Annotated in this window: 22 protein-coding genes and 1 tRNA gene; 9 read left to right on the forward strand and 14 right to left on the reverse strand. The window is 59.0% G+C overall.

Annotated features, from left to right (window positions below):
• Window positions 1-83: 83 nt before the first annotated feature.
• The 3 genes from FIV05_RS17765 to FIV05_RS17775 all read right to left on the reverse strand — a co-directional run bounded on the left by FIV05_RS17765 (window position 84) and on the right by FIV05_RS17775 (window position 2,257).
• Entirely contained in the window at window positions 84-602 is a 519-nt protein-coding gene (locus FIV05_RS17765) for a DUF3833 family protein (RefSeq protein ID WP_152510485.1), read from the reverse strand.
• Between the two features lie 68 nt (window positions 603-670).
• On the reverse strand, window positions 671-1,681 hold the full coding sequence (locus tag FIV05_RS17770; RefSeq protein ID WP_189640135.1) for a P1 family peptidase: 1,011 nt from the start codon (window positions 1,679-1,681) through the stop codon (window positions 671-673).
• Window positions 1,682-1,729: 48 nt separating this feature from the next.
• Complete coding sequence (locus FIV05_RS17775) at window positions 1,730-2,257, reverse strand: flavin reductase (RefSeq protein ID WP_023001030.1); 528 nt, start codon at window positions 2,255-2,257, stop codon at window positions 1,730-1,732.
• A gap of 323 nt (window positions 2,258-2,580) precedes the next feature.
• Here FIV05_RS17775 and FIV05_RS17780 point away from each other — a divergent pair, with 323 nt between their 5' ends.
• Window positions 2,581-3,684, forward strand: a complete 1,104-nt coding sequence (locus FIV05_RS17780; RefSeq protein ID WP_152510486.1) for a branched-chain amino acid ABC transporter substrate-binding protein — start codon at window positions 2,581-2,583, stop codon at window positions 3,682-3,684.
• Between the two features lie 77 nt (window positions 3,685-3,761).
• On the opposite strand, the gene FIV05_RS17785 is transcribed toward FIV05_RS17780, so the two are convergent.
• A complete protein-coding gene (locus tag FIV05_RS17785; RefSeq protein ID WP_152506291.1) occupies window positions 3,762-4,376 on the reverse strand; it encodes a YceI family protein in 615 nt (204 codons plus the stop codon).
• A gap of 352 nt (window positions 4,377-4,728) precedes the next feature.
• On the opposite strand from FIV05_RS17785, the gene FIV05_RS17790 reads away from it, so the two are divergent.
• The gene (locus FIV05_RS17790; protein WP_209010077.1) at window positions 4,729-5,208 is read left to right on the forward strand and encodes a L,D-transpeptidase; all 480 of its coding nucleotides are present in this window, start codon (window positions 4,729-4,731) and stop codon (window positions 5,206-5,208) included.
• A 51-nt stretch (window positions 5,209-5,259) separates the two neighbouring features.
• On the opposite strand, the gene FIV05_RS17795 is transcribed toward FIV05_RS17790, so the two are convergent.
• From FIV05_RS17795 to FIV05_RS17805, 3 genes are all read right to left on the reverse strand, one after another.
• Window positions 5,260-6,135, reverse strand: a complete 876-nt coding sequence (locus FIV05_RS17795; protein ID WP_152510487.1) for a hypothetical protein — start codon at window positions 6,133-6,135, stop codon at window positions 5,260-5,262.
• A 360-nt stretch (window positions 6,136-6,495) separates the two neighbouring features.
• On the reverse strand, window positions 6,496-7,710 hold the full coding sequence (locus FIV05_RS17800; protein ID WP_152510488.1) for a VWA domain-containing protein: 1,215 nt from the start codon (window positions 7,708-7,710) through the stop codon (window positions 6,496-6,498).
• A gap of 50 nt (window positions 7,711-7,760) precedes the next feature.
• On the reverse strand, window positions 7,761-8,693 hold the full coding sequence (locus tag FIV05_RS17805; RefSeq protein WP_023001036.1) for a MoxR family ATPase: 933 nt from the start codon (window positions 8,691-8,693) through the stop codon (window positions 7,761-7,763).
• A 163-nt stretch (window positions 8,694-8,856) separates the two neighbouring features.
• On the opposite strand from FIV05_RS17805, the gene FIV05_RS17810 reads away from it, so the two are divergent.
• Together FIV05_RS17810 and FIV05_RS17815 are read left to right on the forward strand one after the other, a co-directional pair.
• Window positions 8,857-9,204, forward strand: coding sequence for a cytochrome c (locus tag FIV05_RS17810; RefSeq protein ID WP_152506295.1), 348 nt, complete (start codon window positions 8,857-8,859; stop codon window positions 9,202-9,204).
• A gap of 147 nt (window positions 9,205-9,351) precedes the next feature.
• Window positions 9,352-9,624: a Usg family protein gene (locus FIV05_RS17815; RefSeq protein ID WP_031269297.1), complete on the forward strand. Its 273-nt coding sequence runs from the start codon at window positions 9,352-9,354 to the stop codon at window positions 9,622-9,624.
• Window positions 9,625-9,641: 17 nt separating this feature from the next.
• On the opposite strand, the gene FIV05_RS17820 is transcribed toward FIV05_RS17815, so the two are convergent.
• Window positions 9,642-10,451, reverse strand: coding sequence for a methyltransferase (locus FIV05_RS17820; RefSeq protein WP_152510489.1), 810 nt, complete (start codon window positions 10,449-10,451; stop codon window positions 9,642-9,644).
• Window position 10,452: 1 nt separating this feature from the next.
• The gene (locus FIV05_RS17825) at window positions 10,453-10,689 is read right to left on the reverse strand and encodes a DUF2007 domain-containing protein (RefSeq protein WP_055654874.1); all 237 of its coding nucleotides are present in this window, start codon (window positions 10,687-10,689) and stop codon (window positions 10,453-10,455) included.
• Window positions 10,690-10,944: 255 nt separating this feature from the next.
• Here FIV05_RS17825 and FIV05_RS17830 point away from each other — a divergent pair, with 255 nt between their 5' ends.
• Complete coding sequence (locus tag FIV05_RS17830; RefSeq protein ID WP_205838387.1) at window positions 10,945-11,880, forward strand: polyprenyl synthetase family protein; 936 nt, start codon at window positions 10,945-10,947, stop codon at window positions 11,878-11,880.
• Window positions 11,881-11,977: 97 nt separating this feature from the next.
• On the opposite strand, the gene FIV05_RS17835 is transcribed toward FIV05_RS17830, so the two are convergent.
• Together FIV05_RS17835 and FIV05_RS17840 are read right to left on the reverse strand one after the other, a co-directional pair.
• Entirely contained in the window at window positions 11,978-12,859 is an 882-nt protein-coding gene (locus FIV05_RS17835) for a 4-(cytidine 5'-diphospho)-2-C-methyl-D-erythritol kinase (RefSeq protein WP_209009695.1), read from the reverse strand.
• A gap of 12 nt (window positions 12,860-12,871) precedes the next feature.
• Complete coding sequence (locus FIV05_RS17840; protein ID WP_077292633.1) at window positions 12,872-14,659, reverse strand: tetratricopeptide repeat protein; 1,788 nt, start codon at window positions 14,657-14,659, stop codon at window positions 12,872-12,874.
• A 326-nt stretch (window positions 14,660-14,985) separates the two neighbouring features.
• On the opposite strand from FIV05_RS17840, the gene ppdK reads away from it, so the two are divergent.
• Both ppdK and FIV05_RS17850 read left to right on the forward strand, forming a co-directional pair.
• Window positions 14,986-17,658, forward strand: coding sequence for a pyruvate, phosphate dikinase (gene ppdK / locus FIV05_RS17845; RefSeq protein WP_152510491.1), 2,673 nt, complete (start codon window positions 14,986-14,988; stop codon window positions 17,656-17,658).
• Between the two features lie 41 nt (window positions 17,659-17,699).
• Window positions 17,700-18,656 carry a methylmalonyl Co-A mutase-associated GTPase MeaB gene (locus tag FIV05_RS17850; protein WP_152510492.1) on the forward strand — a complete coding sequence of 319 codons (957 nt, stop codon included), beginning with the start codon at window positions 17,700-17,702 and terminating at the stop codon, window positions 18,654-18,656.
• Window positions 18,657-18,732: 76 nt separating this feature from the next.
• On the opposite strand, the gene FIV05_RS17855 is transcribed toward FIV05_RS17850, so the two are convergent.
• The 3 genes from FIV05_RS17855 to map all read right to left on the reverse strand — a co-directional run bounded on the left by FIV05_RS17855 (window position 18,733) and on the right by map (window position 22,795).
• A complete protein-coding gene (locus FIV05_RS17855; RefSeq protein WP_152510493.1) occupies window positions 18,733-21,012 on the reverse strand; it encodes a bifunctional diguanylate cyclase/phosphodiesterase in 2,280 nt (759 codons plus the stop codon).
• A gap of 172 nt (window positions 21,013-21,184) precedes the next feature.
• On the reverse strand, window positions 21,185-21,898 hold the full coding sequence (gene radC, locus FIV05_RS17860; protein WP_152510494.1) for a DNA repair protein RadC: 714 nt from the start codon (window positions 21,896-21,898) through the stop codon (window positions 21,185-21,187).
• Between the two features lie 66 nt (window positions 21,899-21,964).
• A complete protein-coding gene (gene map, locus FIV05_RS17865) occupies window positions 21,965-22,795 on the reverse strand; it encodes a type I methionyl aminopeptidase (RefSeq protein WP_152510495.1) in 831 nt (276 codons plus the stop codon).
• A gap of 220 nt (window positions 22,796-23,015) precedes the next feature.
• Here map and FIV05_RS17870 point away from each other — a divergent pair.
• Together FIV05_RS17870 and FIV05_RS17875 are read left to right on the forward strand one after the other, a co-directional pair.
• Window positions 23,016-23,101: transfer RNA gene (locus tag FIV05_RS17870), tRNA-Leu, on the forward strand.
• Window positions 23,102-23,463: 362 nt separating this feature from the next.
• A complete protein-coding gene (locus FIV05_RS17875; protein WP_152510496.1) occupies window positions 23,464-24,639 on the forward strand; it encodes an alpha-D-ribose 1-methylphosphonate 5-triphosphate diphosphatase in 1,176 nt (391 codons plus the stop codon).
• Window positions 24,640-24,773: the final 134 nt, after the last annotated feature.

The raw sequence follows: 24,773 nt of genomic DNA on the forward strand, positions 1-24,773 counted from the left end.
CCCCACGGACAATTTCATCCGCAGAGTAAAGGCTTGAAATCACTCCCGATCAAGCGCCAAGTCGTCCCTGAGCCCTGGAAGCTCTATCTTTTAAATGTCAACGAAACCGTACCCACTGTAATCCCGGCCTTCAGGACCTTGGCGGTGTTCCTGACCGTGTTTCTGTCGACCTGTGTCAGCGTGTCGTCAAAACGAAGCAGCAATGGCCCGTTCTCAGTCTCCAGGCGCGCGACGTAGGAGAAACGAAGGTCTCCGTTTTCATCCGTACGAACGTTTGCCGGACCCAGAACGTCGGCTCTCTGGCCGATGTATCGGTCTTCGGCAACCTTCTGGAAGAACCAGGTCTTGGTATCACGTTCGCCGTCTTCGTAGACGAAATCCTCGCGAAGCCGGAGCGTAAAGGTCTTGCTGTTCCAGGTTCCTGTCAGCGTGACGGTGAATGGGCGGTAGACACCGGCAATCCTGCTTTCAAAAACGCCCTTGCCCACCGTTTTTCCGCGGAAGAATTCTTCCAGCACCAAGGATTTGGCGTCGGCCGGAACAGAAGCGCAGACACCTGTGACGAACATGGCGAGAAGCAGAAAACGGTGAACGCGGGTCATGGTGGGCAGAACCTCCTTCAGGAAAATCTGCCCAGCTTACGCAGGTCGGCACACGTCGGATCTGGTAACTAGCTTCCGAACCGCTCTCGCCACGTTGGGACCGGATCGTCAGTTGCCGGGGACGCATTATAGACGCCGCGGGCGATGGCACGTGCCAGGCACGAAGCGGCTGCCGCACCGAGTTGAACCATGTCTTCCAGTCCGTTTTCCATCCGGCGCTGGCCCGTGGAGAGGGCGAAGACGAGATCGCCATCAAGCGGTGTGTGGGCCGGCCAGAGAGCTCGCGCCAGCCCGTCATGAGCCATCACCGCGAGGCGTTTCGCTTCGCCCTTGGTCAGGATGGCATCGGTCGCAACAGCCGCGATCGTGGTGTTGGCACCGGCCTTGAGGCCATCAAGTTTGGTGCGGACCGTGATGCTGTCTGGCGGTAGCGGATGCGCCATTCCCAGGCCACCGAACTCATCGCCGATTTCAAAGGGCGCCGCCCAGAAGTGAGCGCTGTCCCCCACGGTTGCCCGCCCAAGCGCGTTCACCGCGACAATGGCGCCGACCGTGATGCCGTTTTCCAGTACATGGGAGGCAGACCCGAGGCCGCCTTTCAGATTTGCGGTGGTGGCCCCGGTGCCGGCACCGATGGAACCGAGGGAAAAATCATGGCCGATTGCATCAAGTGCAGACCGGCCGAGATCCCGGTAAGGTGCAGCCTGTCCCCAGCTCTTGTCGCCGCCGTTCAGGAGGTCGAACAGGATGGCGGTGGGAACGATCGGAACGCGGACCGGGCCGACCTGGAACCCGTAACCCAGTTCGGCAAGGCGTCCCTGGACACCTGCACCGGCATCCAGACCAAAGGCGGACCCACCAGCCAGCACGATGGCGTCGATCTTCTCGACGGTCTGCTCCGGCTCCAAGAGCGCGATTTCGCGGGTGCCAGGTGCACCGCCGTGAATGGCCACCGAGGTGACCGCGGGTTCGTCCGGTACGAGCACGGTCGCCCCGGATTTCAGTTCAAGATCGGAAGCATTGCCGACCTTGAGGCCCGGGACATCGGTGATCAGGTTGCGTAAACCGGCCATGGGCAGACGGTCCTCGATTAAAGGTGGACGATAAGGAGTGTGATCGGCTGCGTGTCAGGTGTCGAGGCTTTTGTAGCCCCGGCGGACATAGAGAAGGGATTTGCCGGGATCGGTCATCCGAAGGTCGGTCACGGTGCCGACGATGATCGAATGCGTCCCCATTTCGGTGACTGAATAGACTTCGCAATCGACGCTGAGACGTGCGCTGTCGAGGGCGGGGCAGCCTGTGGCCAGACTGGTCCAGTCGCCTTTCTCGAACCGTTGCGGCATGTCCAGCTTGTCTCGCCCGGCAAAGGTGTCGGAAATTTCCTCGTGATCGTCGCTGAGAGTGTTGAGGCAGAAGCAGCGGTTCTCGAGAACCGCGCCATGGATGCGCGTTTTCCTGTTCAGGCAGATCAAAATGCTGGCGGGCTCGTCGCTGACAGAACAGGCAGCCGAAACAGTTGCACCCATGCGGCCGCCGGGGCCGTCAGTGGTCACCACGTGGACGGCAGCTGCAATCCGGCTCATGGCTTCCCTAAAAATGGCGGTCTCCAGAGGAAGCCTGTCCTGGTCTTCGGATTCTGAAGAGGTTGGGGACATCAAGTCGGCTCCTGGGCGGCTCAGCGGGAATCATTCGTCTGTCGGACGCGGACGGGAGTTTAGGCGGCCACGGAAAGGATGCCTAGACCATGCTGTGCCCGACATGAGGCAGACGGGTTTTTCTGATATTTCAAGGTCAACACCTTATGAATGCGCGTCGGAAGGTCTCGTAAACCCATCCAACCGAAGTCTTGGGCCGGAAAGCTCATGAATTCATATGGGGCAGGTGTTCCGCATTTGCCACCTAAGCCACAAGTGCGGATTGAGCTGCGGACCGGGCCGCGCTAGGGGTAGGGGGGGATCACCGGATCTTGGGGAGACGAATGACCTTTCAGCAGTTTCTGGCCAGTGCTGGCCTCCTGGCTTACAGCGCCGTTGCGACACCTGCTGTCGCCGACATCCGGATCGCTGTTGCCGGGCCGATGAAGGGGCAGTTTGCTGCTTTCGGTGAAGAAATGCGTATCGGCGCGGAAAAGGCAATTGCCGACCTCAATGCGGCTGGCGGGGTCAATGGCGAGACACTGGTGCTGGAAACCGTCGACGATGGCTGTGATGCGGACCAGGCTGTGGCCGTGGCCAACCAGTTGATCGGCAGAGACGTTGTCTTTGTTGCCGGCCATCTTTGTTTCAGCAGCTCTATTGCAGCCTCTGAAGTCTATGCCGGAGCAGGGATCGTTCAGATGTCACCGGCAACGACCTTGCCGAAATTCACCGATGAGCGGCAAGGCGAAGGCATTTTTCGTCTCGCCCCGAGGGATGACCGGCAGGCGGACGTGGCCGGCAGGTTGCTGGTGAATGAATTCGGCGACAAACGAATTGCAATTCTGCATGACAAGACAGCCTACGGCAAAGGTCTTGCCGACGCGGTCAAGGCGGTCGTGAACGAGCTGGGAACCAGCGAGAGCATGGCGCTGGGGTTTGACGCAGGCGGTGACGATTTCCGCAGCCTCGTGTCGCAACTGAAGCTTCAGGCTGTCGATGTTGTTTACCTGGGCGGTTATCACCCGGAAGCGGGGCTGATAAAGCTGGAGATGGACCGTCAGCGGTTGGGCGCGGTGCTGGTGGCCGGTGATGCACTGATGACGGAGGATTTTTGGTCCGTAACAGGTGAGGCGGGGAATGGAACCTTGCTGACCTATCCGGAGATTCCCCGGAATCGCCCCGAAGCGCAGGAACTGGTTGCTGATCTGGAAGCAGCGGGAGGTTCCGCGGATCGCTTCACATTGACGACCTATGCCGCAATTCAGGCCTGGGCACAGGCTGTCGAGGTCGCTGGTGGTACGGCGTTGCAAGGCGTGGCGACTGCTCTTCAGGAAGGAACCTTCGACACGGTGCTCGGAGATGTAACTTTCGACGGCAACGGCGACAGCAATCTACCGGACTACATTGTCTATGAGTGGCGCAATAGTGTGCCAGAAGCCCGCTAGATCTGCCCCATAATGCAAGAGCACGCGGCCCTTGCAGGCACGCGTGCTTCTCAGGAATAAAAGGCAAATGGTGTAGGTCAGCTACGTTTTCCGGTGCCTCTGATCTCGAGATTGACCTTGTCGGCGTAGATCGGCAAACCGGCATCCATGCCATAGAGACTGCGGAAAAACCCGCCTGACACTTCGAACCCGACCTGACCGTTTGCCTTGCTGTCGGTAATCTTCACCGAAAGCTTGGTGCGTTTCTGCTTTCCGCGAAGGTTCAAGACGCCTTCGACTTCCGCCGTGTTCTGGCCGGTAATATGAACCCGGGTGCTCTGGAATGTGGCCACCGGGTGGTTGGCGACATCGAACATGGCAGAACTCTTCAGGAAACCTGTAACCTTGTCGTTGTTAGTGTGAACACTTCTCAGGTCGACCTTTACGACGACACGGCTCTTCTCCGGGCGGTTTTGATCAAGTGTCATCTTGCCGGATACGGTCTTGAATTCACCCGTTACAGGACCGCGTCCAAGGACCCGGACAGAAAAGCCGGTGGCCAGTTGAGCCGGTGACAGCAGGTAGGTGCCAGTCAGGGATCCGGCGAATGAAGGCAAAGGTGCCGCGGCAAGTGCGACAAGACAGGCGAAGGTTGCGACGGTTTTTCGAAAGGGGCGTTTGAAGCCGCGTGTCGTGGCAGATGTTTGGGTCATTCGACAGGTCCTTGAACAAGATCAACGATGCAACTGGTGCGGCCATGTTCCGCAAGTTTTTCAACTCAGGCTCTCTCTCCGAGCCGTGGACGCACTATCTCATGAGGCTCCGTCAGACGCGGTGACGCCTGTCACAGGCAAAGATGCAGTTGTTCGACCGGTATTCGCTCACCCCCAGATACCAGTTGGCTGGTCGTATTGTCTCTTCACGTCGGAGTGCTGATTAACCTTTTGGTAAGAAATTAGGCCTGTCCCGGTTCTTTCAAGGGAAGGGGCAAGGTAATCTCGGCGCAACTGCACGGAGTTTGTAATGCGTCTGGTCTCCTTGTTCCGCGTTTTCATACCTTTGGTGATGCTTGTTGCAATCAGTGTCGCGCCGAAGTCTGCCAATGCCGCCGAAGTGGTGGGCTTTTCCGATGCCCGCTTTCGCGCTGGAACAATCGTCATCAAGAATTCCGAAAAACGGCTTTATCTGGTGCTCGGCGCCAACAGGGCGATCCGCTACAAGGTTGCAGTCGGCAAACGGCAAAAATCCTGGACCGGACAGGCATTCATAACGGCTAAATATGTGAAGCCCGACTGGGCGCCGTCGGACGAAGTCCGTCGAGACTTTCCGCATTTGCCAACGGTCATTCGCGGTGGTGCGCCCAACAACCCGATGGGTGTTGCCGCGATGACGCTGTCTAACGGAAACTACGCCATTCACGGTACCAATCGGCCTGGCTCCATCGGGCGCGCGGTTTCTTATGGCTGCATCCGGATGGCCAACCACGACATCGAGGACCTGTTTCAAAGGGTAACGGTTCGCACACCTGTGGTGGCATTGCCCTGAACCAGCCGAGTGCACTCGTTGGCTAGCCGGTAACTGGCGAGGAGATCAGTCTTACCTGTCCCGCTTGCGGCTGCGTCCGGACGACGGTTCCGACCAGGCATTTTCGGGAGGTTTCTTCCGGTCCAGATAGGTTCCCAGCATCAGGACGACACCCAGCAGCAGGCAGCTTGTTCCCGCGAAGAACAGCTCGAACGGGGCCTGCTCGGAGGGGGAAATCTGCATTTTATGAAGCACGACCGTGCCGATGATCATGGGCAGCAGGTAAAGAGCAAGCGCGGTGAACTGACGGTGGAAATTTGATCTGCCCGGTTGCATCACACTCTGGAAAGGAGCCTGATTGCGCATCTGGACCAAAAGGTCTACCGACACCAGCCACATGCCGAATTGCGTGATCATCGACAGTTCGTTCCCCCACAGAAAGAACGCATAGACTGTTTCCGCAAAGCCGAACGACAATACGGCCAGGCAGACAGACACCAGAAGCAGCCTGACGACCGTATGCCGTTCCTGGGAAAGCTCGAAACTGAAGCAGCAAAACAGGAACAGAGCCGTTTCAATCGAGAATCGGCCGTACATATTGACCGATTCCAGTGAATGGGACAGCCAGCTGTCGGCAAATAGCGTGATCTGATCCGGAAACAGGCCCTCGGCAATACGAAGGCCCGACAGCAGGATCATCAGGCAGCACAAGGTACCCCTGAGCCAGACCGAGCGCGCCCATTGCTGGCGAAAGAAGATAGCTCCGGCCAGAATGAGAAAACCAAGTGCTGTGATTGGATGAGTAGACGGTTTTGGGCCGGAAAAGGGATCGCCGGAAGAAAGATAGACGTTGTGTCCGAGACCAAACAGGATGACGAGCAGAAGCGAACAGCCAATCACTTGATGGTAGACTGTTTTGTCGAGATCCTGATTATTGTTCCTGGTCATAACGCGGTAGCAAATTCAAGAAGTAACGGTTGTTTCACACCACAAAAGTGTAGCGCAGTTTAATCGCGGTTTCGAGGCCAAGTTCATGCGGCAGCGCACACCCTGCCGCAGAGGCAGCATGTCGCATTTAGTTTCATGAAATTGAATATATGGTGGATCCGAGGCCTGTAAACGACCTCTCAAATGACCCTGTCAACTTCCAGTGCCCCAACACGAAGCTGGCAGGGTCTCTTTGTTAGTGCCGTCATTTTGAGGCAGAAAATCACCTGCTTCCAACCTGCATGAAACCAGGCCAGTCAGGCGCCCTCATCCAGACTTTTGAATGTCAATTGGACACGTCTGAGCAATGGGCTACCAACGTTACGGTTTCAGCCAACGCTTCGGATTGGCACTGCTGTCGCGACCACCTGAACCTGTCAACGCAGCGACAAGATCGGCAACCGCGTCGAGCGAATGAACCGCCCTGAATTCGTCCACATTCGGCAGCATGGCGCGGATACCCTTTGCCTTTGCTTCGAAACCTTCGAAGCGCAGCAGGGGATTAAGCCAGATTAGACGACGGCAAGAGCGGTGCAGCCGGTCCATTTCCCGCTCAAGATCCTCGTCCGTATCGCGCTCCAAACCGTCGGTGATCAGCAGTACGGTCGGCTGTCCCGAAAGGACGCGGCGAGACCAATGCCGGTTGAAATCATGCAGCGCAGAGGCGATGCGGGTGCCACCCGACCAGTCCTCGACACCTGACGAGCAAGCTTCCAGGGCCTCGTCAGGATCCTTCATGCGCAATTGTCTCGTGACGTTCGTCAAACGGGTGCCAAACAGGAATGTGTGTACATCCCGCCGTTCCACGGTCAGACCATGCAGGAAATGCAGCAGAAGCCTGGAATACTGGCTCATGCTTCCGGAGATATCGCAAAGGGCGACAAGCGGTGGCCGCTTTTCCGCCGGTTTGCGGAATTTAAGATCAATTATGTCGCCACCGGCCCGCATGGAGGCGCGCAAGGTACGGCGTGGATCGACTTTTCCTCTGGACGACGGCTTGAGGCGACGAAGCCTGATCTTGTCCAACGGCATTGTCATAGCCCTTAGCGCCAGCTTGGCCTCGGTAATTTCATCCGACGTCATCTGGGCGAAGTCCTTGGTCTGCAGCAATTCCTTGCCGGAGACGGTGAACTTTGCATCGATCTCGATCTGGGGAACGGTTTCCTCGGCGACCCGCTCCTGCGCTGCCTGAAACGCCTGCGAGACCCGTGTCTGGCCGGCTTTCGGTTTTTCAGGCTCACCTCTGGGCGGGGCGACCGGCGACAGGATCGCCAGCATCTTCTCGATCAATCCACGGCTTTGCCAGTAGATCCGGAAAGCCTCGTCGAACAGCACCTTCTGTTCGCGTTTGCGCACGAAGACCGCATGCAGTGTCCAGTAGAGGTCCTCACGGTTTTCGATGCCTGAGACTTCCACGGCCGCGACCGCATCCACCACGGAGGCGGGGCCGACGGGAACGCCCGCCTTGCGCAGCGTGCGCGCGAAATAGACGATGTTGTCCGTGATCCGCGATCGCAACTCAGGAGAGGTTGTCATTGCAGCCTCCCGGATGAGTGCGATGGGCCCGTTGTACTCTTGTCACCTGTTCAAACCGCCGGCATGGATTGCTGGTGCGGAGCGTCCTTGCGGATGTCGTCGATCATCTGGCGCACTTTCGAGCCACGGACGCGTTCGATGTCGTCCTGGTATTTCAACAGAACGCCAAGCGTGTCGGATGCCATGTCCGGATCGAGCGCCATTTCGTTGAGTTCGGAAAGAGCTGTTGCCCAATCCAGCGTTTCGGCGACACCCGGCTGTTTGAAGAGATCCTCGTCGGCGCGCAGCTTCTGCACGAAGGCGACCACTTCGCTTGCAAGGCGCTGGGCGGCGCCGGGAACCTTGCGGCGGACAATCTCCAGTTCACGCTCGGCATCGGGGTAGTCGACCCAGTGGTAGAGACAGCGGCGTTTCAGGGCATCGTGAATTTCACGCGTGCGGTTGGTGGTGATGATGACGATGGGCGGCTCTGCCGCCTTCACGGTGCCGAGTTCGGGAATGGTCACCTGGTTATCCGCCAGAACTTCCAGCAGGAAAGCCTCGAACGCTTCATCCGCCCGGTCGAGTTCGTCGATCAAAAACACCGGCGCGCCTGCCAGCGAAGGTTCGAGCGCCTGCAGCACGGGGCGCTTGATCAGGAAGCGTTCGTCGAAAATCGATTTGGAAAGCTCGGAGTGGTCAGTGTCACCGGCTGCTTCCGCGACGCGGATTTCGACCATCTGAGCGGGGTAGTTCCACTCATAGACCGCGGAGGCGACGTCGAGGCCTTCGTAGCATTGCAGGCGGATCAGGTCTCTTCCGAGTGTCGACGACAGGACCTTGGCAATTTCCGTCTTGCCGACACCGGCTTCGCCTTCCAGAAACAGGGGGCGTTTCATCTTCAGGGCCAGATGCAGAACGGTGGCAAGCGACCGGTCGGCCACGTAGCCCGCCTGATCCATCAGGGCGAGAGTGTCGTCAATGGAAGCCGGCAGCTGGTTCATGTTTCCTCCGGTGAACGGGTGCTGATCCCGGTTATATAGAGATACAGGCGTCGAGAACATTGGTGTTGAAGGCACATTTTCCGTGGCCACCGTGTTCCCCCTAATGGGTTTCTGTTTCCGAACCTTCTATAAAAGCGAAACTGATTCAAGGGAGGGAAGTAGAGTGTCGCGCAGCAAGCCGTTTTTTGGTGTCGCCGTCATCCTGTTTGCAACATCGTCTGCCCTGGCTTCTGACGGAGCTTATCCGACGGATCCGGTGAGCGTTGCGACCGGCCGGGAGCTGGCGGAAATCCATTGTGCTACCTGCCATGCAGTCGGCAGGGACGACCAGAGTGCACAGGCTGGTGCGCCTGCCTTTCGTGATCTTTCCAGCCGGTATCCGCTGGAAAGCCTGGAAGAACCATTGGCGGAAGGCATCGTGACGGCACATGACAACATGCCGGAATTCGCGCTGGAACCGGATGACATCGACGCCTTTCTGGGGTATCTGACCACCATTCAAGTGAAATGATGCTCCTTGCGGCCCAAGGCTCTTGTTGTTAGCAGTGCCTGTAGAGTGCTGCTAAATTGCTGTTTTTAAACAGCAAATATCCAAAAGTCGGGTTTGGTTAACCAGATTTCCGTGACAATCTTTCTTTGCACAGAAGAAAGGATTGGCATGAAAACCAGCTCCGACTTTGAAAAGCGCCTTCTCGGCTATGGACTGATGACGGCGGAAATCCTCTACCGTCTGCCTGATCATCCGAAGTTGCTGCAGAGTTTCCTGTGGCAAACGGAAGATCTGGCGCCGAAATTTCCCGAACTGACCAGGTTTCTCGTGTTCTGGGAACGGGAGATAGAAGGTCGCATCCACTCCGTTCGCGTTGCGCATCAGACCCTGATCTCGCCGGTTGATTTCCGCTACGCGGACGGAGAAATCGTGGTGCACTGAGATAGGCGGGACAGGAATCAGCGCGCGCTGAGGCCAAGTCCTTCGCCATCACGCATGACGGCTTTTGACTGAGGGGTGAATTCGGATCCGTCCCCCTCATGCAATACGAACCCCGGCATCAGCCGCAAGGGGGCCTTGCTGGCGCGAATGGCGCGCAGCAGAACACGTGTTGCTGCCGCTTCCGGTCTTGGACGAAGCGGAATGACTTCGATTGCGCCGAACCGGCCCTTGAGAACGCTCAACAGTTCCTGCAGACCGTCGGCCCGAAAGATGACGGTCAGGCTGCCGCCTTCCTTGACAATATCCGTTGCTGTTTTCGCCCACGGCTCCAGTCCCCGGTCATCGAGCATATGCGCGCCGGCACGAGCACTGTTGGGCGATGCCCGGAAACGGTCCGCCTCATAGTAGGGCGGGTTCATGATGGCATGGTCCGCCATTGCGGGGGTAAGACCGGCTGCGTGGCGCGCACTTCCCTTGGCCGTAATATCAGCCTCCAGAAGGGAAACACGGGCGGAAAACGCGCCATTGGCGGGGTCTTCAAGGCCGCGACGGGCAAGGGCAAGCACGGTCTCGTCTATATCGACCAGCGTTACCCGAATATCCGGCAAGCGCGCCGCGGCGCAAAACCCGGCGGTGCCGACACCTGCGCCAAGGTCGATGACATGCCCCCGGGTACCATCGGGCAGGGCCGCCGCCAGATAGACCGCGTCGAGGCCCGCCCTGTGCCGGCCACGCTTGGGCTGATGCACATAGACCTTGCCGCCCAGAAAGGCGTCATGGGTCGTTTCCTGAGATGTGCATTCGGTGCTGTCCGTCGGCGAAGTCATGTCAGGCCCGGCCGCTTTCCGGACGCAGTTCATGTTCCAGACCGGCGTCTCGCACCAGCTTGCGCGCCATCTGGATCTGGTCTGAATCGACAAGAATGCGGCGCGGGATCATGGCCAGCGAACCTTCCAGAATGCTCATGTTGCCGTCTGCGACAAAATGTTTGATGCCGGCATCTTCAAGAATCGATTCCAGAAAGGAAATCAGGACGGGATCGTTTGTTCTGACTAGTTCTTCCATAAGATTCCCGGCGTTAGCGGTCCATGTCCTGCGGTCGAACGGAAAGCCCCATCCGACCGGTTTACAGCAAAACCAGCTGATTGCGGCATTTCAACAGTTTGTCAATGGATTGGCGGCTTGCCCCGAAGGCGTTCGCAACATATTGTCCGCACAAATATTCAGGGAGTGCCATTAGTGGCCGTTGTTGCAACTTATACAGACGATCAGCCGCGCCGTCCGAGCATTCAGCCGCTCGTTGATCTGGTGTCCGGCGGCATGGGCGAGGTCAACGATCTGATCCTGTCGAAGGCAGGATCGAATGTTGAATTGATCCCGGAAATCGCCAAGCACCTGATTTCCTCCGGCGGCAAGCGGCTCCGGCCGATGCTGACGCTGGCCTGTGCCGAGATGTTCGGCTACCAGGGCGATGGTCATGTCACGCTGGCGGCCAGCGTGGAATTCATGCATACCGCCACGCTGCTGCATGACGATGTCGTGGACGAAAGCGACATGCGTCGGGGCAAGCTTGCAGCGCGCAAGCTCTGGGGCAACCAGGCAAGTGTTCTTGTCGGGGACTATCTGCTTGGACAGGCCTTCAAGATGATGGTCGATGTCGGTTCGCTGGAAGCGCTGCGCATCCTCTCCACGGCATCCGCAGTCATTGCGGAAGGCGAAGTGCTGCAGCTTGGCGCTGCAAAGAACATCGCCACGACCGAAGCAGACTATCTGCGGGTGATCGAGGCCAAGACCGCCGCTCTGTTTGCCGCTGCTGCCGAAGTCGGCCCCGTGATTGCCGGGCAGTCAGTCGAAATGAAGCGGGCCGCGCGGACCTACGGCATGGAACTCGGCTATGCGTTCCAGCTAGTTGACGACGCTCTCGACTATGGTGGCTCTTCCGCAGATCTCGGCAAGGATGTCGGCGACGATTTCCGCGAAGGCAAGATCACATTGCCGGTGGTGCTGGCCGTTGCCCGTGGCACTGATGCAGATCGCGACTTCTGGCGACGCTGCCTGGAAGGCGAGGAAATCCAGGACGGTGATCTGGAACAGGCCATCGAGCTTCTGAAGAAATACGACGCCTTGTCTGAAACGGTCGAGCGGGCGAAGGACTACGGCAACAAGGCTCTTGCTGCACTGGACACGTTGCCGTCCGGTGCGCACAGCGATGCCCTGGGTGATGCTGTTGCCTTCTGCATCTCGCGTGTGAGCTAACGCTTACAAGTCTCTGTTTTTCAGATGAAATCGAAAAGCCGCCATTTTCGAAATGGCGGCTTTTTCTTTGTTTTCTACAAGCCAAGTCCGTGTTTTGTCAGGAGAGCGGCCCGGAGGCGATCCACCAGTCTGGGTGGCTGCTACGCAATGCACGCTCGACGTCCATGGCGGCATTCAACTCACACAGGCCGAAGCAGGTCGCACCGGATCCGGACATCCTTGCAAGGTCGATGCGGGAATCGGCTTCCAGCTCGGACAGAACCTGACCGATTTCAGGACACAGATCCTTGGCCGGGTCCTGCAGATCGTTGCGGCAGCTTGCCAGATAGGCGACCAGCGAGGCCAGCGTTTCAAACTTTTCCGGCATGAGATCCATGGGAGCGTTGTCCCGCTGCTCCATGGACTTGAAGACTTCCGGAGTGGATACGCCGACCCTCGGGTTTACAAGCACGATACCGCAAGCCGGAAGGTCCGGACCGGCACTCAGGTCGCCGCCGATGCCGCGCATGATCTGGGGTTCCGGAAACAGGCAAACCGGCACATCCGCCCCAAGCGTCAGCGCCAGCGCGTGCAGATCTTCCTCGGCAAGATAGATACCGGTGAAGTCTTCCAGGAGGCGCAAGGTGGTTGCTGCATCGCTGGAGCCGCCGCCGATGCCGGAAGCGACAGGCAGGCGTTTGGTGAGTGTCAGACGAACCTGTGGAACATCAATACCGGCCTTTTCGGCGAAGCTGCGCACGGCCTTCAGGATGAGGTTGTCGTCGACCGGGCCCGTCAGGTCTCGCGCAAACGGGCCTTCGACTTGCAGGTCGAGCTCACCGGCAGCTTCTATCGCCAGCCTGTCGCCGATCTGGGGGAAGACCACGAGCGAATCCAGCAGATGATAGCCGTCCGGCTGCCGACCTGTAATATGCAGTGCCAGATTCACCTTGGCCCGGGCCAGCTCCACCCGGGGGGAAGACTTTGAGGCTAGGGCCATGGGTGTGTCCGGTTAGCCGCCGTTTTTGCCGGTCTCGGCTTTGGCGGCATCCGTTCCCGGAACCTCCTTCAGGCCTTCGGCAATCTTTTCCAGAATTTTCGGCAATTCCTCTGCGTCCGGTCCAAGATCGCGGGCGTGGTTCCACTGGAACCTTGCCTCGTTGCGACGACCGACCATCCAGTAGGCATCGCCCAGGTGATCATTGATGACCGGATCCGCCGGGCGAAGCTCGATAGCCCGCTCCAGTTCCTTCACCGCTTCTTCGTAGCGGCCAAGACGGAAATAAACCCAGCCAAGGCTGTCGACGATGTATCCGTCTGTTGGGCGCAGTTCGACGGCTTTCTTGATCATGCCCAGGGCTTCATCCAGCTTCAGGCCCTGGTCGACCAGGGAATAGCCGAGATAGTTGAGCACGAGCGGCTGATCTTCGTTGAGTTCAAGTGCCTTGCGGAAGTCGGCTTCGGCAAGTTCCCATTTCCCCAGTCTTTCCCGGGCGATACCGCGGAAATAAAGCATCAGCCAATGCTGACTTTGCAGTTCGGAAATGGTGTCGATGCCCTTGGTGTAGGTCGCCTCGGCGTCCTCATAGATTTCGTGCGCACGCAGGATGTTGCCAAGTGCGATCACGGCTTCAAGATCCGAGGGATCCTGCTTGATCAGCTCTTCCAGATGGCTGCGGGCTTCGTCAACCATCTCCAGGGCATTGTAGTTCATGCCGACCTGGATTTCGGCTTCGCGCTTCAGCACGCTGTCATCGGGGACCATCATCAGGGCTTCGATGGCCCGTTCCGGCTGCTCCATCCGCTCAAAGACACTGCCGAGAGCAATGGCTGCAAATTCAGCCTTCGGATCGAGGTAGAGCGCAAGCTGCAGATAGGAGGTGGAAAGCTCTTCACCGCCATCGCGGCCGATTACGGCACCAAGGCCATAGAGGATTTCCGCCATGCCGGCTGCCGGATCAGTAACGAGCGGCGGAATGATCTCACCGCTGCTGATAGCCTCGCGGGTCTGGTCAAGCTTGGGGTGACCGCGGAACTGGGCATCGTATTGATCGAGCGCATCAAGTGCTTCCTTCTGGCGTCCGTTGGCGGCCAGAAGGCGGGTGTAGGCATCCACGACGCGCAAGGCACCCTGGTCGATGGCATAGGCGCTCTCGGCGGCTTCCAGGGCTTCCTGGTTACGCCCTGCGGCAAACAGCAGATGTGCCTTGTGGGTGGACTTGAACACTTCGAACCAGTCCGGTCCCTCAAGTCCATCAATCATCGCGACGGCTTCGTCGATCTTGCCGCTGCCATAAAGCGTCCAGGCGCGGGAGATGCCGATGGAAAGCTGCGCGAGCGGGCCGTTCCGGCCCCGTTCAAGTTCTTCGTTGGCCTTTTCATATCGGCCGTCCAGCATCTCCTGCGCACCGAGCGTCAGCTGCGCGAGGAAATTCTGCAGACCGGCGCTTTCCAGCTCCTTGGAGTAGACAACGGCCTGTTCGACATCGCCATTGGCCAACTTCAGGAGGAAGGTGCGTTCGAGCAACATCGTATTGCTCGGGTCGGCGGCAAGGGTTTCTTCGTAAAACGCCGCTGCCTGGGCGTAGTCTTTCTGGAAACCGGCGAGGCGGCCGGAAAGGTAGCTGCCGGACAGTGTGAACGGCAGATCGGACGGTGTGCCAAGAGTTTCCGGTTCGGTGCTCGTTTCGGCAAGTGCGGTAGCGGGAAGAAGCGCGAGCACGCTGACCAGCGCAAGCAGTTTCCGGCGGAGAGGACTGCGATCCCTGGTCGAAACGGCACCGGTCGGATTTGTCATCATTGTTCGCACTTCTGTCCCTGAATCTGGTGGGTTTACTGCTTATTACCTTTGACAATGGCGTCTTTAAGGCTGACCGGCAAGGCGCCCGGGATAACTTTCTGCGGGTTTAAATCCTTTTGATTTTGCTCAACGTCGGAAATGCTAAGACTTACGACCAATCATAACCGGTTTCGCTGAAAAAGGGCTTGAAGACAAGCAGTTGCCGTAGCAGGAATGTGCGGTGCAAAAAGATCTGGTGCCGGTGCGGCCCGATTGCTGCCGGAATGATAATGCGAGTTGGCTGCGTGCGAGACGCCGCAGACCGAACTAGGCGAGGAGAGTATCAGATGACCAAGTGGGTCTACAGTTTCGGCAATGGTGCTGCAGAAGGTGCAGCGGATATGCGTAATCTTCTCGGTGGGAAGGGCGCAAACCTGGCCGAAATGAGCAGCCTGGGTCTGCCCGTTCCACCGGGTTTCACCATCACCACGGAAGTCTGCACCTGGTACTACGAGCATGACAAATCCTATCCGGACGCTCTGACAGCACAGGTTGCTGAAGCGCTGGACAAGGTCGGTGAGGCGACCAACCGAAAGTTTGGTGACCCGGAACGGCCGCTGCTGGTTTCTGTACGCTCCGGTGCCCGTGTTTCCATGCCTGGCATGATGGATACCGTCCTGAACCTCGGCCTTAACGACCAGACAGTCGAAGCGATCGCGCAAGAGGCGGGAGACAGGCGTTTCGCCTACGACAGCTACCGCCGCTTCATCCAGATGTATTCCGACGTGGTGCTGGGCCTCGACCACCATGAATTTGAAGAAATTCTGGAAGAGTACAAGGAACGCAACGAACTGACGCTCGATACCGAGATCGATGCGGATGCCTGGCTGGGCATCATCGAGAAGTTCAAGGCGCTGGTGGAAGAAGAACTGGAAAAGCCGTTCCCGCAGGATCCGCAGGAACAGCTCTGGGGCGCGATTGGCGCGGTCTTCAGTTCCTGGATGGTGCCGCGTGCCGTGACGTATCGCCGCCTGCACGATCTGCCGTCCTCCTGGGGCACTGCCGTCAACGTTCAGGCCATGGTGTTCGGCAACATGGGCGAGAGCTCCGCGACCGGCGTAGCCTTTACCCGGAACCCTTCCACTGGTGAAAACGCCCTTTATGGCGAGTTCCTGGTAAATGCACAGGGCGAGGACGTGGTTGCGGGCATCCGGACGCCGCAGGATATCACCGAGAAGGCCCGCATCGGGGCCGGGTCTTCCAGCCCGTCGCTGGAAGCGCTGATGCCGGAGGCATTTGCCGAATTCCAGACCTATTGTGCCAAGCTGGAAGCCCATTACAGGGACATGCAGGACCTGGAGTTCACGATCGAGAAGGGCAAGCTCTGGATGCTGCAGACCCGGTCGGGCAAGCGCACCGCCAAGGCGGCGCTGAAGATCGCGGTCGACATGGTTGCCGAAGGGCTGCTGGGTGAGGAAGAGGCCATTGGCCGCGTGGAGCCTGCTGCGCTCGACCAGCTCCTGCACCCGACAATTGATCCGAAAGCAAAGCGCGATGTGATCACGACCGGCCTGCCGGCGTCTCCCGGCGCTGCATCCGGTGCCATCGTCTTTTCCTCCGACGAGGCGGAAAAAGCCAAGGCGGAAGGGCGCAAGGTCATTCTTGTTCGCGTGGAAACCAGTCCGGAAGACATCCATGGCATGCATGCGGCCGAGGGTATTCTGACCAGCCGCGGCGGCATGACAAGCCACGCAGCCGTGGTGGCGCGCGGTATGGGCAAGCCATGTGTCGCCGGGGCTGGGATGCTGCGGATCGACTATCGCAACGGTGTGATCAATGCTGCCGGACGGCAGCTGAAGGAAGGTGACATCATCACCATCGATGGCGCCACCGGGCAGGTTCTGGTTGGTGAGGTCGAGATGCTTCAGCCGACACTCTCCGGCGATTTCGGCACGCTGATGGGCTGGGCCGACAAGGTGCGCCGCATGCGCGTGCGCACCAACGCGGAAACGCCGCAAGACGCCAAGGTTGCGCGGGAGTTCGGCGCTGAAGGTATTGGCCTTTGCCGCACCGAGCACATGTTCTTTGAAGGCGAGCGTATCATTGCCGTGCGCGAGATGATCCTGGCCGAGACCGAAGCCGGGCGCCGGACAGCACTTGCAAAACTCCTACCGATGCAGCGGCAGGACTTTACCGATCTCTTCGAGATCATGCACGGCCTGCCGGTAACGATCCGTCTGCTGGATCCGCCACTGCACGAATTCCTGCCGAAATCGGAAGAGGAGCTGGCGGACGTCGCAAAAGCCATGGGTGCCGATCCGGAGTTGCTGCGTGATCGGGCGCTGGCACTGGAAGAATTCAACCCGATGCTCGGCCATCGCGGCTGCCGTCTGCTGGTTTCCTATCCGGAAATCGCCGAAATGCAGGCCCGGGCCATCTTCGAGGCGGCTGTCGAGGCTGCCAAGGTAACCGGCGCACCGGTGGTTCCGGAAATCATGGTTCCGCTGGTTGGCCTCAAGGGAGAACTCGACCTCGTTCGCCAGAGCATCGAGGCCATGGCAAAAGCCGTGATGAGCGAAACCGGAGCGGAACTGACATATCAGATCGGCACCATGGTGGAACTGCCGCGCGCCGCCCTGAAAGCGGCGGAAATCGCACAGTCTGCCGAGTTCTTCTCCTTCGGTACCAACGACCTGACGCAGACCACCTTCGGTATCTCGCGTGATGATGCGGCTTCCTTCCTTGGGACCTATCAGACGCGCGGCCTGCTGGAGCAGGATCCGTTCGTCTCTCTCGATCAGGAAGGCGTGGGTGAGCTTATCAAGATCGGCGTTGAACGCGGCCGGTCGACCCGTCCCGACATCAAGCTTGGCATTTGCGGGGAGCATGGCGGTGATCCGGCCTCGATCTCCTTCTGCGAAGGCGTCGGTCTGGACTATGTCTCGTGCTCGCCGTTCCGCGTGCCGATTGCCCGCCTGGCGGCAGCGCAGGCAGCCTTGAAGTTCAAGTCCGGAAGCTGAATGAGGCGGGGAAGGCCCGTCGAGACGACAGGGAGTGCGGTGTGAGCGATGCCTACCCCAAGCTGGACGCCTTGCGTGCGGGCGGCAAGAGGCAGCTTTCACGTGTGCTCAGCCGGCTGGAAAGCCATGCGGAGGATGCAGAAACCGCGGCTTTTCTGGATTCTGCCGCCGGTGAAGCCTCCGCGAAAGTGCTGGGCCTCACCGGTCCGCCCGGCGTTGGCAAATCAAGTCTGACGGATGCTCTCATCAAGGCATGCCGGGCCGCGGGGCAGACCGTGGCGGTGCTGGCCATCGATCCGTCTTCCGCGGTGACCGGTGGCGCCCTTCTGGGTGACCGAACCCGCCTGAAAACCGATCCATCCGACGATGGCGTCTTCGTCCGCTCCATGGCGGCGCGAGATCGCCTCGGGGGCCTCTCCGATCATGCGGTTGCGGCGATTGCCGTTCTTCGCTGCGTGTGCGACTGCGTGATCGTTGAAACCGTTGGTATCGGACAATCGGAAGGTGACCTGAAGCAGGCTGTCGACACGGTTGTTCTGTGTATCCAGCCCGGATCGGGCGACAGTCTGCAGTTCATGAAGGCCGGCATCATGGAGCTGCCGGATATCGTGGCTGTCACCAAGGCAGATATGGGGGTGCTCGCCCGTCGGGCTGCCTCGGATGTCGCGGGTGCCCTGTCATTGAGCGATGCCGACAGCACTGCAGGGTGGAAGGTGCCTGTGTGCGAAGTCTCCGCGCAAACCCTCAGCGGTGTTGATGATCTGGTGGACCACTGGACGCGCCACCATGCGCACATCGCGTCCGGTGAAGCCTTGCACCGTCAGCGCAAAGCGCAGCATGTTGCCTGGTTCAAGGATATGGTGCGTACGGAATTCGGTCACGCTGGCCTGAAGCTGGCTGCCGGAGCAGGGCAGGACTGGCTGACATTGGCCGAGACAGCGCCCTTTGCGAGCTTTCACGGGTTTGCCGCCAGGCTCCGTCCGTTGCTGGGTCTTTGAGCTTGGCAACGATCCAAGGTGGTTCCGGACAAATTCGAAGACCCGGCTGGCAGGCATTTGCCCGTACGAAGTGTCGTCAAGCTTCCGCCGCGCGTATCTGGTAGCTCAGGTCTGTGCCGAAACCGGGCGTACCAATGCGGTGAAATTCGTCCAGGAACGCGGTCAGGGCGGTGTCTGTCAGCGGCCGGGAAATGTAGTAGCCCTGCATTCGGTTGCAGTCGTGTGCCTGCAGGAAACGGATCTGTTCCAGCGTCTCGATGCCTTCGGCAACAATGGTCATGCCGAGCGCTTTGCCGAGCTGGATGATCGATACCAGAATGGCCTCGGCTTCGGCGTTGCCGTTCATGTCGGAAACGAAATCCCGGTCGATCTTGAGCGTGTCGAAAGGGAACCGGCGCAGGTAGCTGAGGCTGGAATAACCTGAACCGAAGTCATCGAGCGCAACCTTCACGCCCAGGTTCTTCAGCCTGCGCAGGGCCTTCAGCACCGAATCGTTGCGGCCCGCGAAAACACTTTCGGTGACTTCAATTTCCAGGCGCTGTGGCGGCAGGTTGTTGGCGGCAAGGATCGCCATCACCTTTTCGACGAACCGCGGGTGCTTGAACTGGTTTGGCGAAACGTTGACCGAAACGGTGATGCCGGGCCATTCGTGCGCCTTGGCGCAGGCCTTGTTGAGCACCCAGATGCCCAGTTCGTTGATCAGACCGGTTTCCTCGGCCACCGGAATGAACTGCGCCGGGGAAATGACGGTGCCGTCTTCCTTGGTCCAGCGGGCAAGAGCTTCAACGCTGACGATCCGCTTGGCCGATGTGTCGGACTGCGGTTGGTAGGCAAGTGTCAGTTCGTCGTTCTTGAGTGCCAGCCGAAGTTCGCGGGACAGCCGGTCCTTGGACTGGACGTGATGTTCCATGTTCGGTTCGAAGAAGGAACGGCGGTTCCGGCCATTTGCCTTGGCATCATAAAGCGCGATATCGGCCTTGCGCAGCAGCTCGTCCGGATCGTTGCCGTCGCGCGGGGCAATGGCAGCGCCCATCGAGAGGCTGGCGTGAAGCTCACGGCGCCCGATCATGATCGGACGGCCGATTTCGTCCTGCACCTGGTCGAGGATGTATTCCAGCCAGACATCGTCTTCGCAGTTCTTGATGACCATCGCGAATTCGTCGCCGCTGATGCGCGCAACGATCCCGGATTCGGGAATGACGCGCTGCAGTCTCTGGGCAACGGCAGTGATCACCTTGTCACCGGCGGAATGGCCAAGCGTATCGTTGATGTCCTTGAAATGGTCGAGGTCGATGTAGACGACGGCCGTGTTCGTTCCCTTGGCAACGCTTTCGTCCAGCGTGTCCGTCAAAAGTGCATGGAACCGTGCGCGGTTCGGCAGGCCGGACAGGGCATCATGACGTGAGGAGTGGACTGCCTTGGCTTCGCTGCGTGCAAGACGTTTGGTCATCTGGCGGGTGAAGATGGTCACGGCAATGACCACGGCCGCAATCATGAACGCCGCCAAGGCCAGGAACGGATTGATCCGGCGTATCATCTGGCTGCCGGGCTCGGTTGTCTGCCAGGCGATCAGGCCGACATCCTGTCCAAGCGGGGACTTCAGTTGAAACCTGCCGACGCCATCGCGCTGGGTCTGGTTGTTGGCGAGAACAAACCCGTCAAGGCGAGACATTTCCGAGATTTCTGTCAGCTTTTCACCCCGCAAGGGTACCAGACTTACCAGCACTGACGGCGGGAAACGGACCCGGGAGATCGACTGGATCTGCGGCATGATGGCGGCGGCACTGAAGAGATACGGTTCGCCTGCCAGGGAGACGAGGCCGGTTTCGGCAATCGACCGGCGCGCGTCGCTGCTTTGCGGAATGAAACTGTAGAGCCCGGATGGTGTGCGGCGGAAGGAAATGATGTAGCGGGCGCGCACCTTGGCAATGGCCGGCTTCAGTTCCTGAAGCAGCTCCTGCGTCATCCACTGGTTGGTGTGGTTCTGGGCGTAGACATATTGCACGCCGTAATCGCGATTGATCAGGATCGACTTGGAAAAACCGTGGTTCTGGAACAGCCAGTGCATCAGGTTGTTGTAGATCCAGCCTTCATCCGGGTTGATCTGGTTGACCCGGTGATAGGCTTCGTCCCAGATCACGACGCCGTTCTGCTGCTTGACCATGTAATTCTGGGTCAGCTGCAATGCGCCGGAAATGAGCTTGTTCTGGGATTCGACAGCGGTTTCGTCCGACAGGCGGGCAGACCAGTGCAACAGGCCGAAAATACCGACAACGGATATCATGACGATTACGACCATCGGAATAATGATCGCGTTTGCTATCTGGCCGCCGGAGTTTTTAGACGAATTGTACATATACGAGCCCGATTTCTTTGGCCCGAGTATTGTCGATCTGGGTTAAGGAATGCCGCAAATTCTAAGTAAATTAAGGGTAAAGTCTCAAAATTCCCGATCCGGTTTTGCAAACAGTCTTAAAGAGCTTAGCTGTACGGGCTCCAAGACTTTGCCTGTCCGTTGCTCGAGCAGCTCAAATCAGCTGTAAGCTGCGGAAGCTGACGTTTGTACGCAGACCAACGATGATGTGGTCATGCACCTCGATCCCGAGTGGGCCGGCAATGTCGACGATTTTCTTGGTCATCTGTATGTCGGCGCGCGATGGGGTCGGATCGCCCGACGGGTGATTGTGGACAAGGATCAGGGCCGTTGCCGAAAGCTCCAGGGCACGCCGGATCACTTCGCGTGGATATACCGGGGTGTGATCGACCGTGCCCGTCTGCTGAACTTCATCTGCGATAAGCGCATTCTTCTTGTCGAGAAACAGGATCCTGAACTGCTCTACCGGGGCAAGCCCCATGGAAACCTGCAGGTAGTCCATGACCTTCTGCCAGCTGTCGAGCACCTGCCGTTTTTCCAGCCCGGCCTTGTGAAAGCGGATGACCGATGCATGCACCGCCTGAAGCGTATCTATGCTGATGTCGGACAGCCCCGGAATTTCCTTGAGCCGTTCCCTAGGGGCGGCAAGGGCTGCCGGGAAGGAACCGAAGCGCTGAAGCAGTGCTTTGGCGATCGGCTTGGTATCCTGGCGGGGCAGGGCGGAAAATAACAGGAATTCCAGGAGTTCATAATCGGCGAGACCTTGCTCGCCCGTTTTACGAAATCGTTCCCGCAGCCGCTGGCGGTGTCCCTTGTGGTCGCTGCCGGTTGAGGCCGGTGCTTCACTGGCGGTCGTCGTCTCTTTCATGAGCTCCTGCGTCAGCCGCTGTCAGATGACGGCGCATCGCCGGTAAACGGATCTCAGGCCGAACAATCAGTCCGTCTGCAGGCCCGGCTTGTGGATGCCTTTGGGGGACGTGGTGAAGATCTGGCAGCCTTCAGGCGTGATGCCGATGGAATGTTCGAACTGGGCGGACAGGGATCTGTCCCGCGTGACAGCCGTCCAGCCGTCGCTGAGAACCTTCACGTGTGGGCGGCCCAGATTGACCATCGGTTCGATGGTGAAGATCATGCCCGGCTTCAGTTCAACACCTTCGCCAGGACGCCCGTAATGCAGGATGTTGGGGGTGTCGTGGAACAGAAGGCCAAGTCCGTGCCCGCAGAAATCGCGCACGACCGAACAGCGTTCAGCCTCGACAAAGGTCTGGATGGCAGCACCGATATCTCCGGTGGTGTTGCCCGGCTTGGCAGCCTCGATACCGCGCATCAGCGATTCATAGGTCACATCGATCAGGCGCTCGGCAGCGCGCTTCAACTGGCCGACCGGATACATGCGGCTGGAATCGCCGTGCCATCCGTCCAAAATGAAGGTCACGTCGATGTTGACGATGTCGCCCTCGCGCAGGGACTTGTCGTTGGGAATGCCGTGACAGACGACATGGTTGATCGACGTACAGGAGGACTTGGTGTAGCCGCGATAGTTCAGCGTCGCCGGAATGGCGTTGTGATCCATGCCGTACTGGTAGACGAAGTCGTCGATTTCCTGGGTGGTCGTGCCCGGTTTGACGATGTCGGCCAGCTCGTCCAGACAGGCAGCTGTCAGCTGTCCGGCGCGCATCATGCCTTCAAAATCTTCAGGGCCGTACAAACGTACCTGACCCGTGTTTTTCAAAGGGGCTTCCGAAGCGTCGATATAGCTGACCATGGGGTTTACCGTGTCTCACAATTATCCGGTGCCATTCTAAGCCCACAAGGCCCCGTTCGGCACCAATTATCCGTTACCTGTTCTCATACCGCCCAAAGCGCCTATTTTCCAGCTTCTGTTCCCGCAAAATCAGGCTGACGTGGAAACTTCCCGCCTATGCGCTGAAAAGCGGCAGTGCCTTCTTGCGCTTTTCGGGCAGGAGAGCTAGGGGAAGGGAAAAGCGGGCGTGGTGGAATTGGTAGACACAAGGGACTTAAAATCCCTCGGCCCTAGGCTGTACGGGTTCGAGTCCCGTCGCCCGCACCATGGTTTGTGGCGCTACCGGCCTTTGGCCCGCTTGAGCGGCGGCCTGGTTCGAGGTTCCCTTTCGCACCTGTCCTTCTTCCCTGTGCTCTTGCCTTTCCAGCCGGTTGAGCGCAGATTTTGTGTCCGACCCTGCTAATCCATCTCTTCGCCTGCAATCTGCAGATTTTTCCGGATTGTCACGGATCCGTTGAACGACTGTCACAATTAGCGCCCGAAAGAGCGCTAGATCATCGGTCGATCAACCGGAAACGCGTTTGCTTCCGGCCCCAGTTCACCGCCGCTCTCGCGGTGTCATATCTCATTGCGGTCCGCTACCGGGCCATCCTTGAATTCGTTCGACCTGCTCGCCGGAAGGAGTTTCCATGACTTATGCCGACAATCGCGTGCCCTCCGGCAGTGCCCTGACAGTTCTGAAAAACGCCCGGCTGGTGCTCGCCGATGAAGTCGTCAGTGGTCACATTGCCTTTTCCGAAAGCGGGATCGTCTCGGTGGACCAGGGCAGCGCGCCGCAAGCCGGGGTCGATCTCGAGGGTGATTACCTGCTGCCGGGGCTGGTCGACATTCACACCGACCACTTCGAAAAGCATGTCTTTCCGCGTGCACATGTGCGCTGGGATCCGCTCAGAGCGGCGATGGCCCATGATGCTCAGATCATCGGCAGCGGCATCACCACCGTGTTCGACAGCCTCTGCGTGGGGGCGACGATCAAGAACCCGGAACGCCGCGAAATCCTGGCCCCGATGATCGACGCCCTGGAAACGCTTCAGTCCGGAGGCATGCTCAAATCGGAACATCTGGTGCACCTGCGCTGCGAGATTACAGATGGCGAGACGACGCGTCTGACGGAAGAAAACATCGGCAAGGACATCGTGCGCATGGTGTCGGTGATGGAACACCTGCCGGGCCGGCGCCAGAGCAAGGACGTCGAGGCCTATATTCACCGCCGCATGGCCGACACGGGCGAAACACGTGCCGTTGCCGAGCGTGAGACGCAGGAACTGTTGAACTTCTCCGACGAAATCAGCTCGAAGGTCCGTCCGGCTGTGGTCGCGCTGGCGCATGCTCACAAGCTGCCGCTGCTCAGTCACGACGATACGGAACTCGAGCACATCGACGAAGCCCTCGGCGAGGGCATCAGCGTTTCGGAGTTTCCGTGCACACTGGAGGCAGCCCGCAAGGCCAAGAGCCACGCAATGCACGTCGTCGGTGGTGCGCCTAACGTCATTCGCGGCGGATCCCAGTCGGGCAATATCGCGGTCAGCGCGCTGTTGGCGGAAGATCTCGTCGACATCCTGGCTTCGGACTACGTCCCGCGCTCGCTGCTCGACTGCGCGTTTCTTGTGGGGCTGGACGATGCGTTCCACGCCGACCTTCCGCGAGCTATCCGGATGGTTTCGAAAACGCCTGCCGAGGTTGCCGGACTGTCAGACAGAGGCGAGATCGCAGAAGGTAAACGCGCCGACCTGCTTCACGTTGGCGTCCTCAACGGACATCCCTTCATCAAGCAGGCCTGGCGGAACGGACAGCGGGTGCTCTGATCATTCGACTGTTCGATGGGCGTTGCTTTTTTGGGGACCGATCGTGTGGTGAGGTCACGGCCTGGATGCCATGGTCAAGCCATGGCATCCATGCCGTTTCCGAGGTGAGTATGAGGCGCTGATCAGGATTTTCC

The sequence above is a fragment of the Labrenzia sp. THAF191a genome (assembly GCF_009363335.1).
Lineage (GTDB): Bacteria > Pseudomonadota > Alphaproteobacteria > Rhizobiales > Stappiaceae > Roseibium > Roseibium algicola.

Excerpts from the sequence above, each read along its gene's own strand:
- FIV05_RS17765 (WP_152510485.1), bottom strand. The coding sequence starts at position 602 with ATGACCCGCGTTCACCGTTTTCTGCTTCTCGCCATGTTCGTCACAGGT.
- FIV05_RS17775 (WP_023001030.1), bottom strand. The coding sequence starts at position 2,257 with ATGTCCCCAACCTCTTCAGAATCCGAAGACCAGGACAGGCTTCCTCTG.
- FIV05_RS17780 (WP_152510486.1), top strand. The coding sequence starts at position 2,581 with ATGACCTTTCAGCAGTTTCTGGCCAGTGCTGGCCTCCTGGCTTACAGC.
- FIV05_RS17785 (WP_152506291.1), bottom strand. The coding sequence starts at position 4,376 with ATGACCCAAACATCTGCCACGACACGCGGCTTCAAACGCCCCTTTCGA.
- FIV05_RS17790 (WP_209010077.1), top strand. The coding sequence starts at position 4,729 with ATGCTTGTTGCAATCAGTGTCGCGCCGAAGTCTGCCAATGCCGCCGAA.
- FIV05_RS17795 (WP_152510487.1), bottom strand. The coding sequence starts at position 6,135 with ATGACCAGGAACAATAATCAGGATCTCGACAAAACAGTCTACCATCAA.
- FIV05_RS17800 (WP_152510488.1), bottom strand. The coding sequence starts at position 7,710 with ATGACAACCTCTCCTGAGTTGCGATCGCGGATCACGGACAACATCGTC.
- FIV05_RS17805 (WP_023001036.1), bottom strand. The coding sequence starts at position 8,693 with ATGAACCAGCTGCCGGCTTCCATTGACGACACTCTCGCCCTGATGGAT.
- FIV05_RS17815 (WP_031269297.1), top strand. The coding sequence starts at position 9,352 with ATGAAAACCAGCTCCGACTTTGAAAAGCGCCTTCTCGGCTATGGACTG.
- FIV05_RS17820 (WP_152510489.1), bottom strand. The coding sequence starts at position 10,451 with ATGACTTCGCCGACGGACAGCACCGAATGCACATCTCAGGAAACGACC.
- FIV05_RS17825 (WP_055654874.1), bottom strand. The coding sequence starts at position 10,689 with ATGGAAGAACTAGTCAGAACAAACGATCCCGTCCTGATTTCCTTTCTG.
- FIV05_RS17830 (WP_205838387.1), top strand. The coding sequence starts at position 10,945 with ATGGGCGAGGTCAACGATCTGATCCTGTCGAAGGCAGGATCGAATGTT.
- FIV05_RS17835 (WP_209009695.1), bottom strand. The coding sequence starts at position 12,859 with ATGGCCCTAGCCTCAAAGTCTTCCCCCCGGGTGGAGCTGGCCCGGGCC.
- FIV05_RS17840 (WP_077292633.1), bottom strand. The coding sequence starts at position 14,659 with ATGATGACAAATCCGACCGGTGCCGTTTCGACCAGGGATCGCAGTCCT.
- ppdK (WP_152510491.1), top strand. The coding sequence starts at position 14,986 with ATGACCAAGTGGGTCTACAGTTTCGGCAATGGTGCTGCAGAAGGTGCA.
- FIV05_RS17855 (WP_152510493.1), bottom strand. The coding sequence starts at position 21,012 with ATGTACAATTCGTCTAAAAACTCCGGCGGCCAGATAGCAAACGCGATC.
- radC (WP_152510494.1), bottom strand. The coding sequence starts at position 21,898 with ATGAAAGAGACGACGACCGCCAGTGAAGCACCGGCCTCAACCGGCAGC.
- map (WP_152510495.1), bottom strand. The coding sequence starts at position 22,795 with ATGGTCAGCTATATCGACGCTTCGGAAGCCCCTTTGAAAAACACGGGT.
- FIV05_RS17875 (WP_152510496.1), top strand. The coding sequence starts at position 23,464 with ATGACTTATGCCGACAATCGCGTGCCCTCCGGCAGTGCCCTGACAGTT.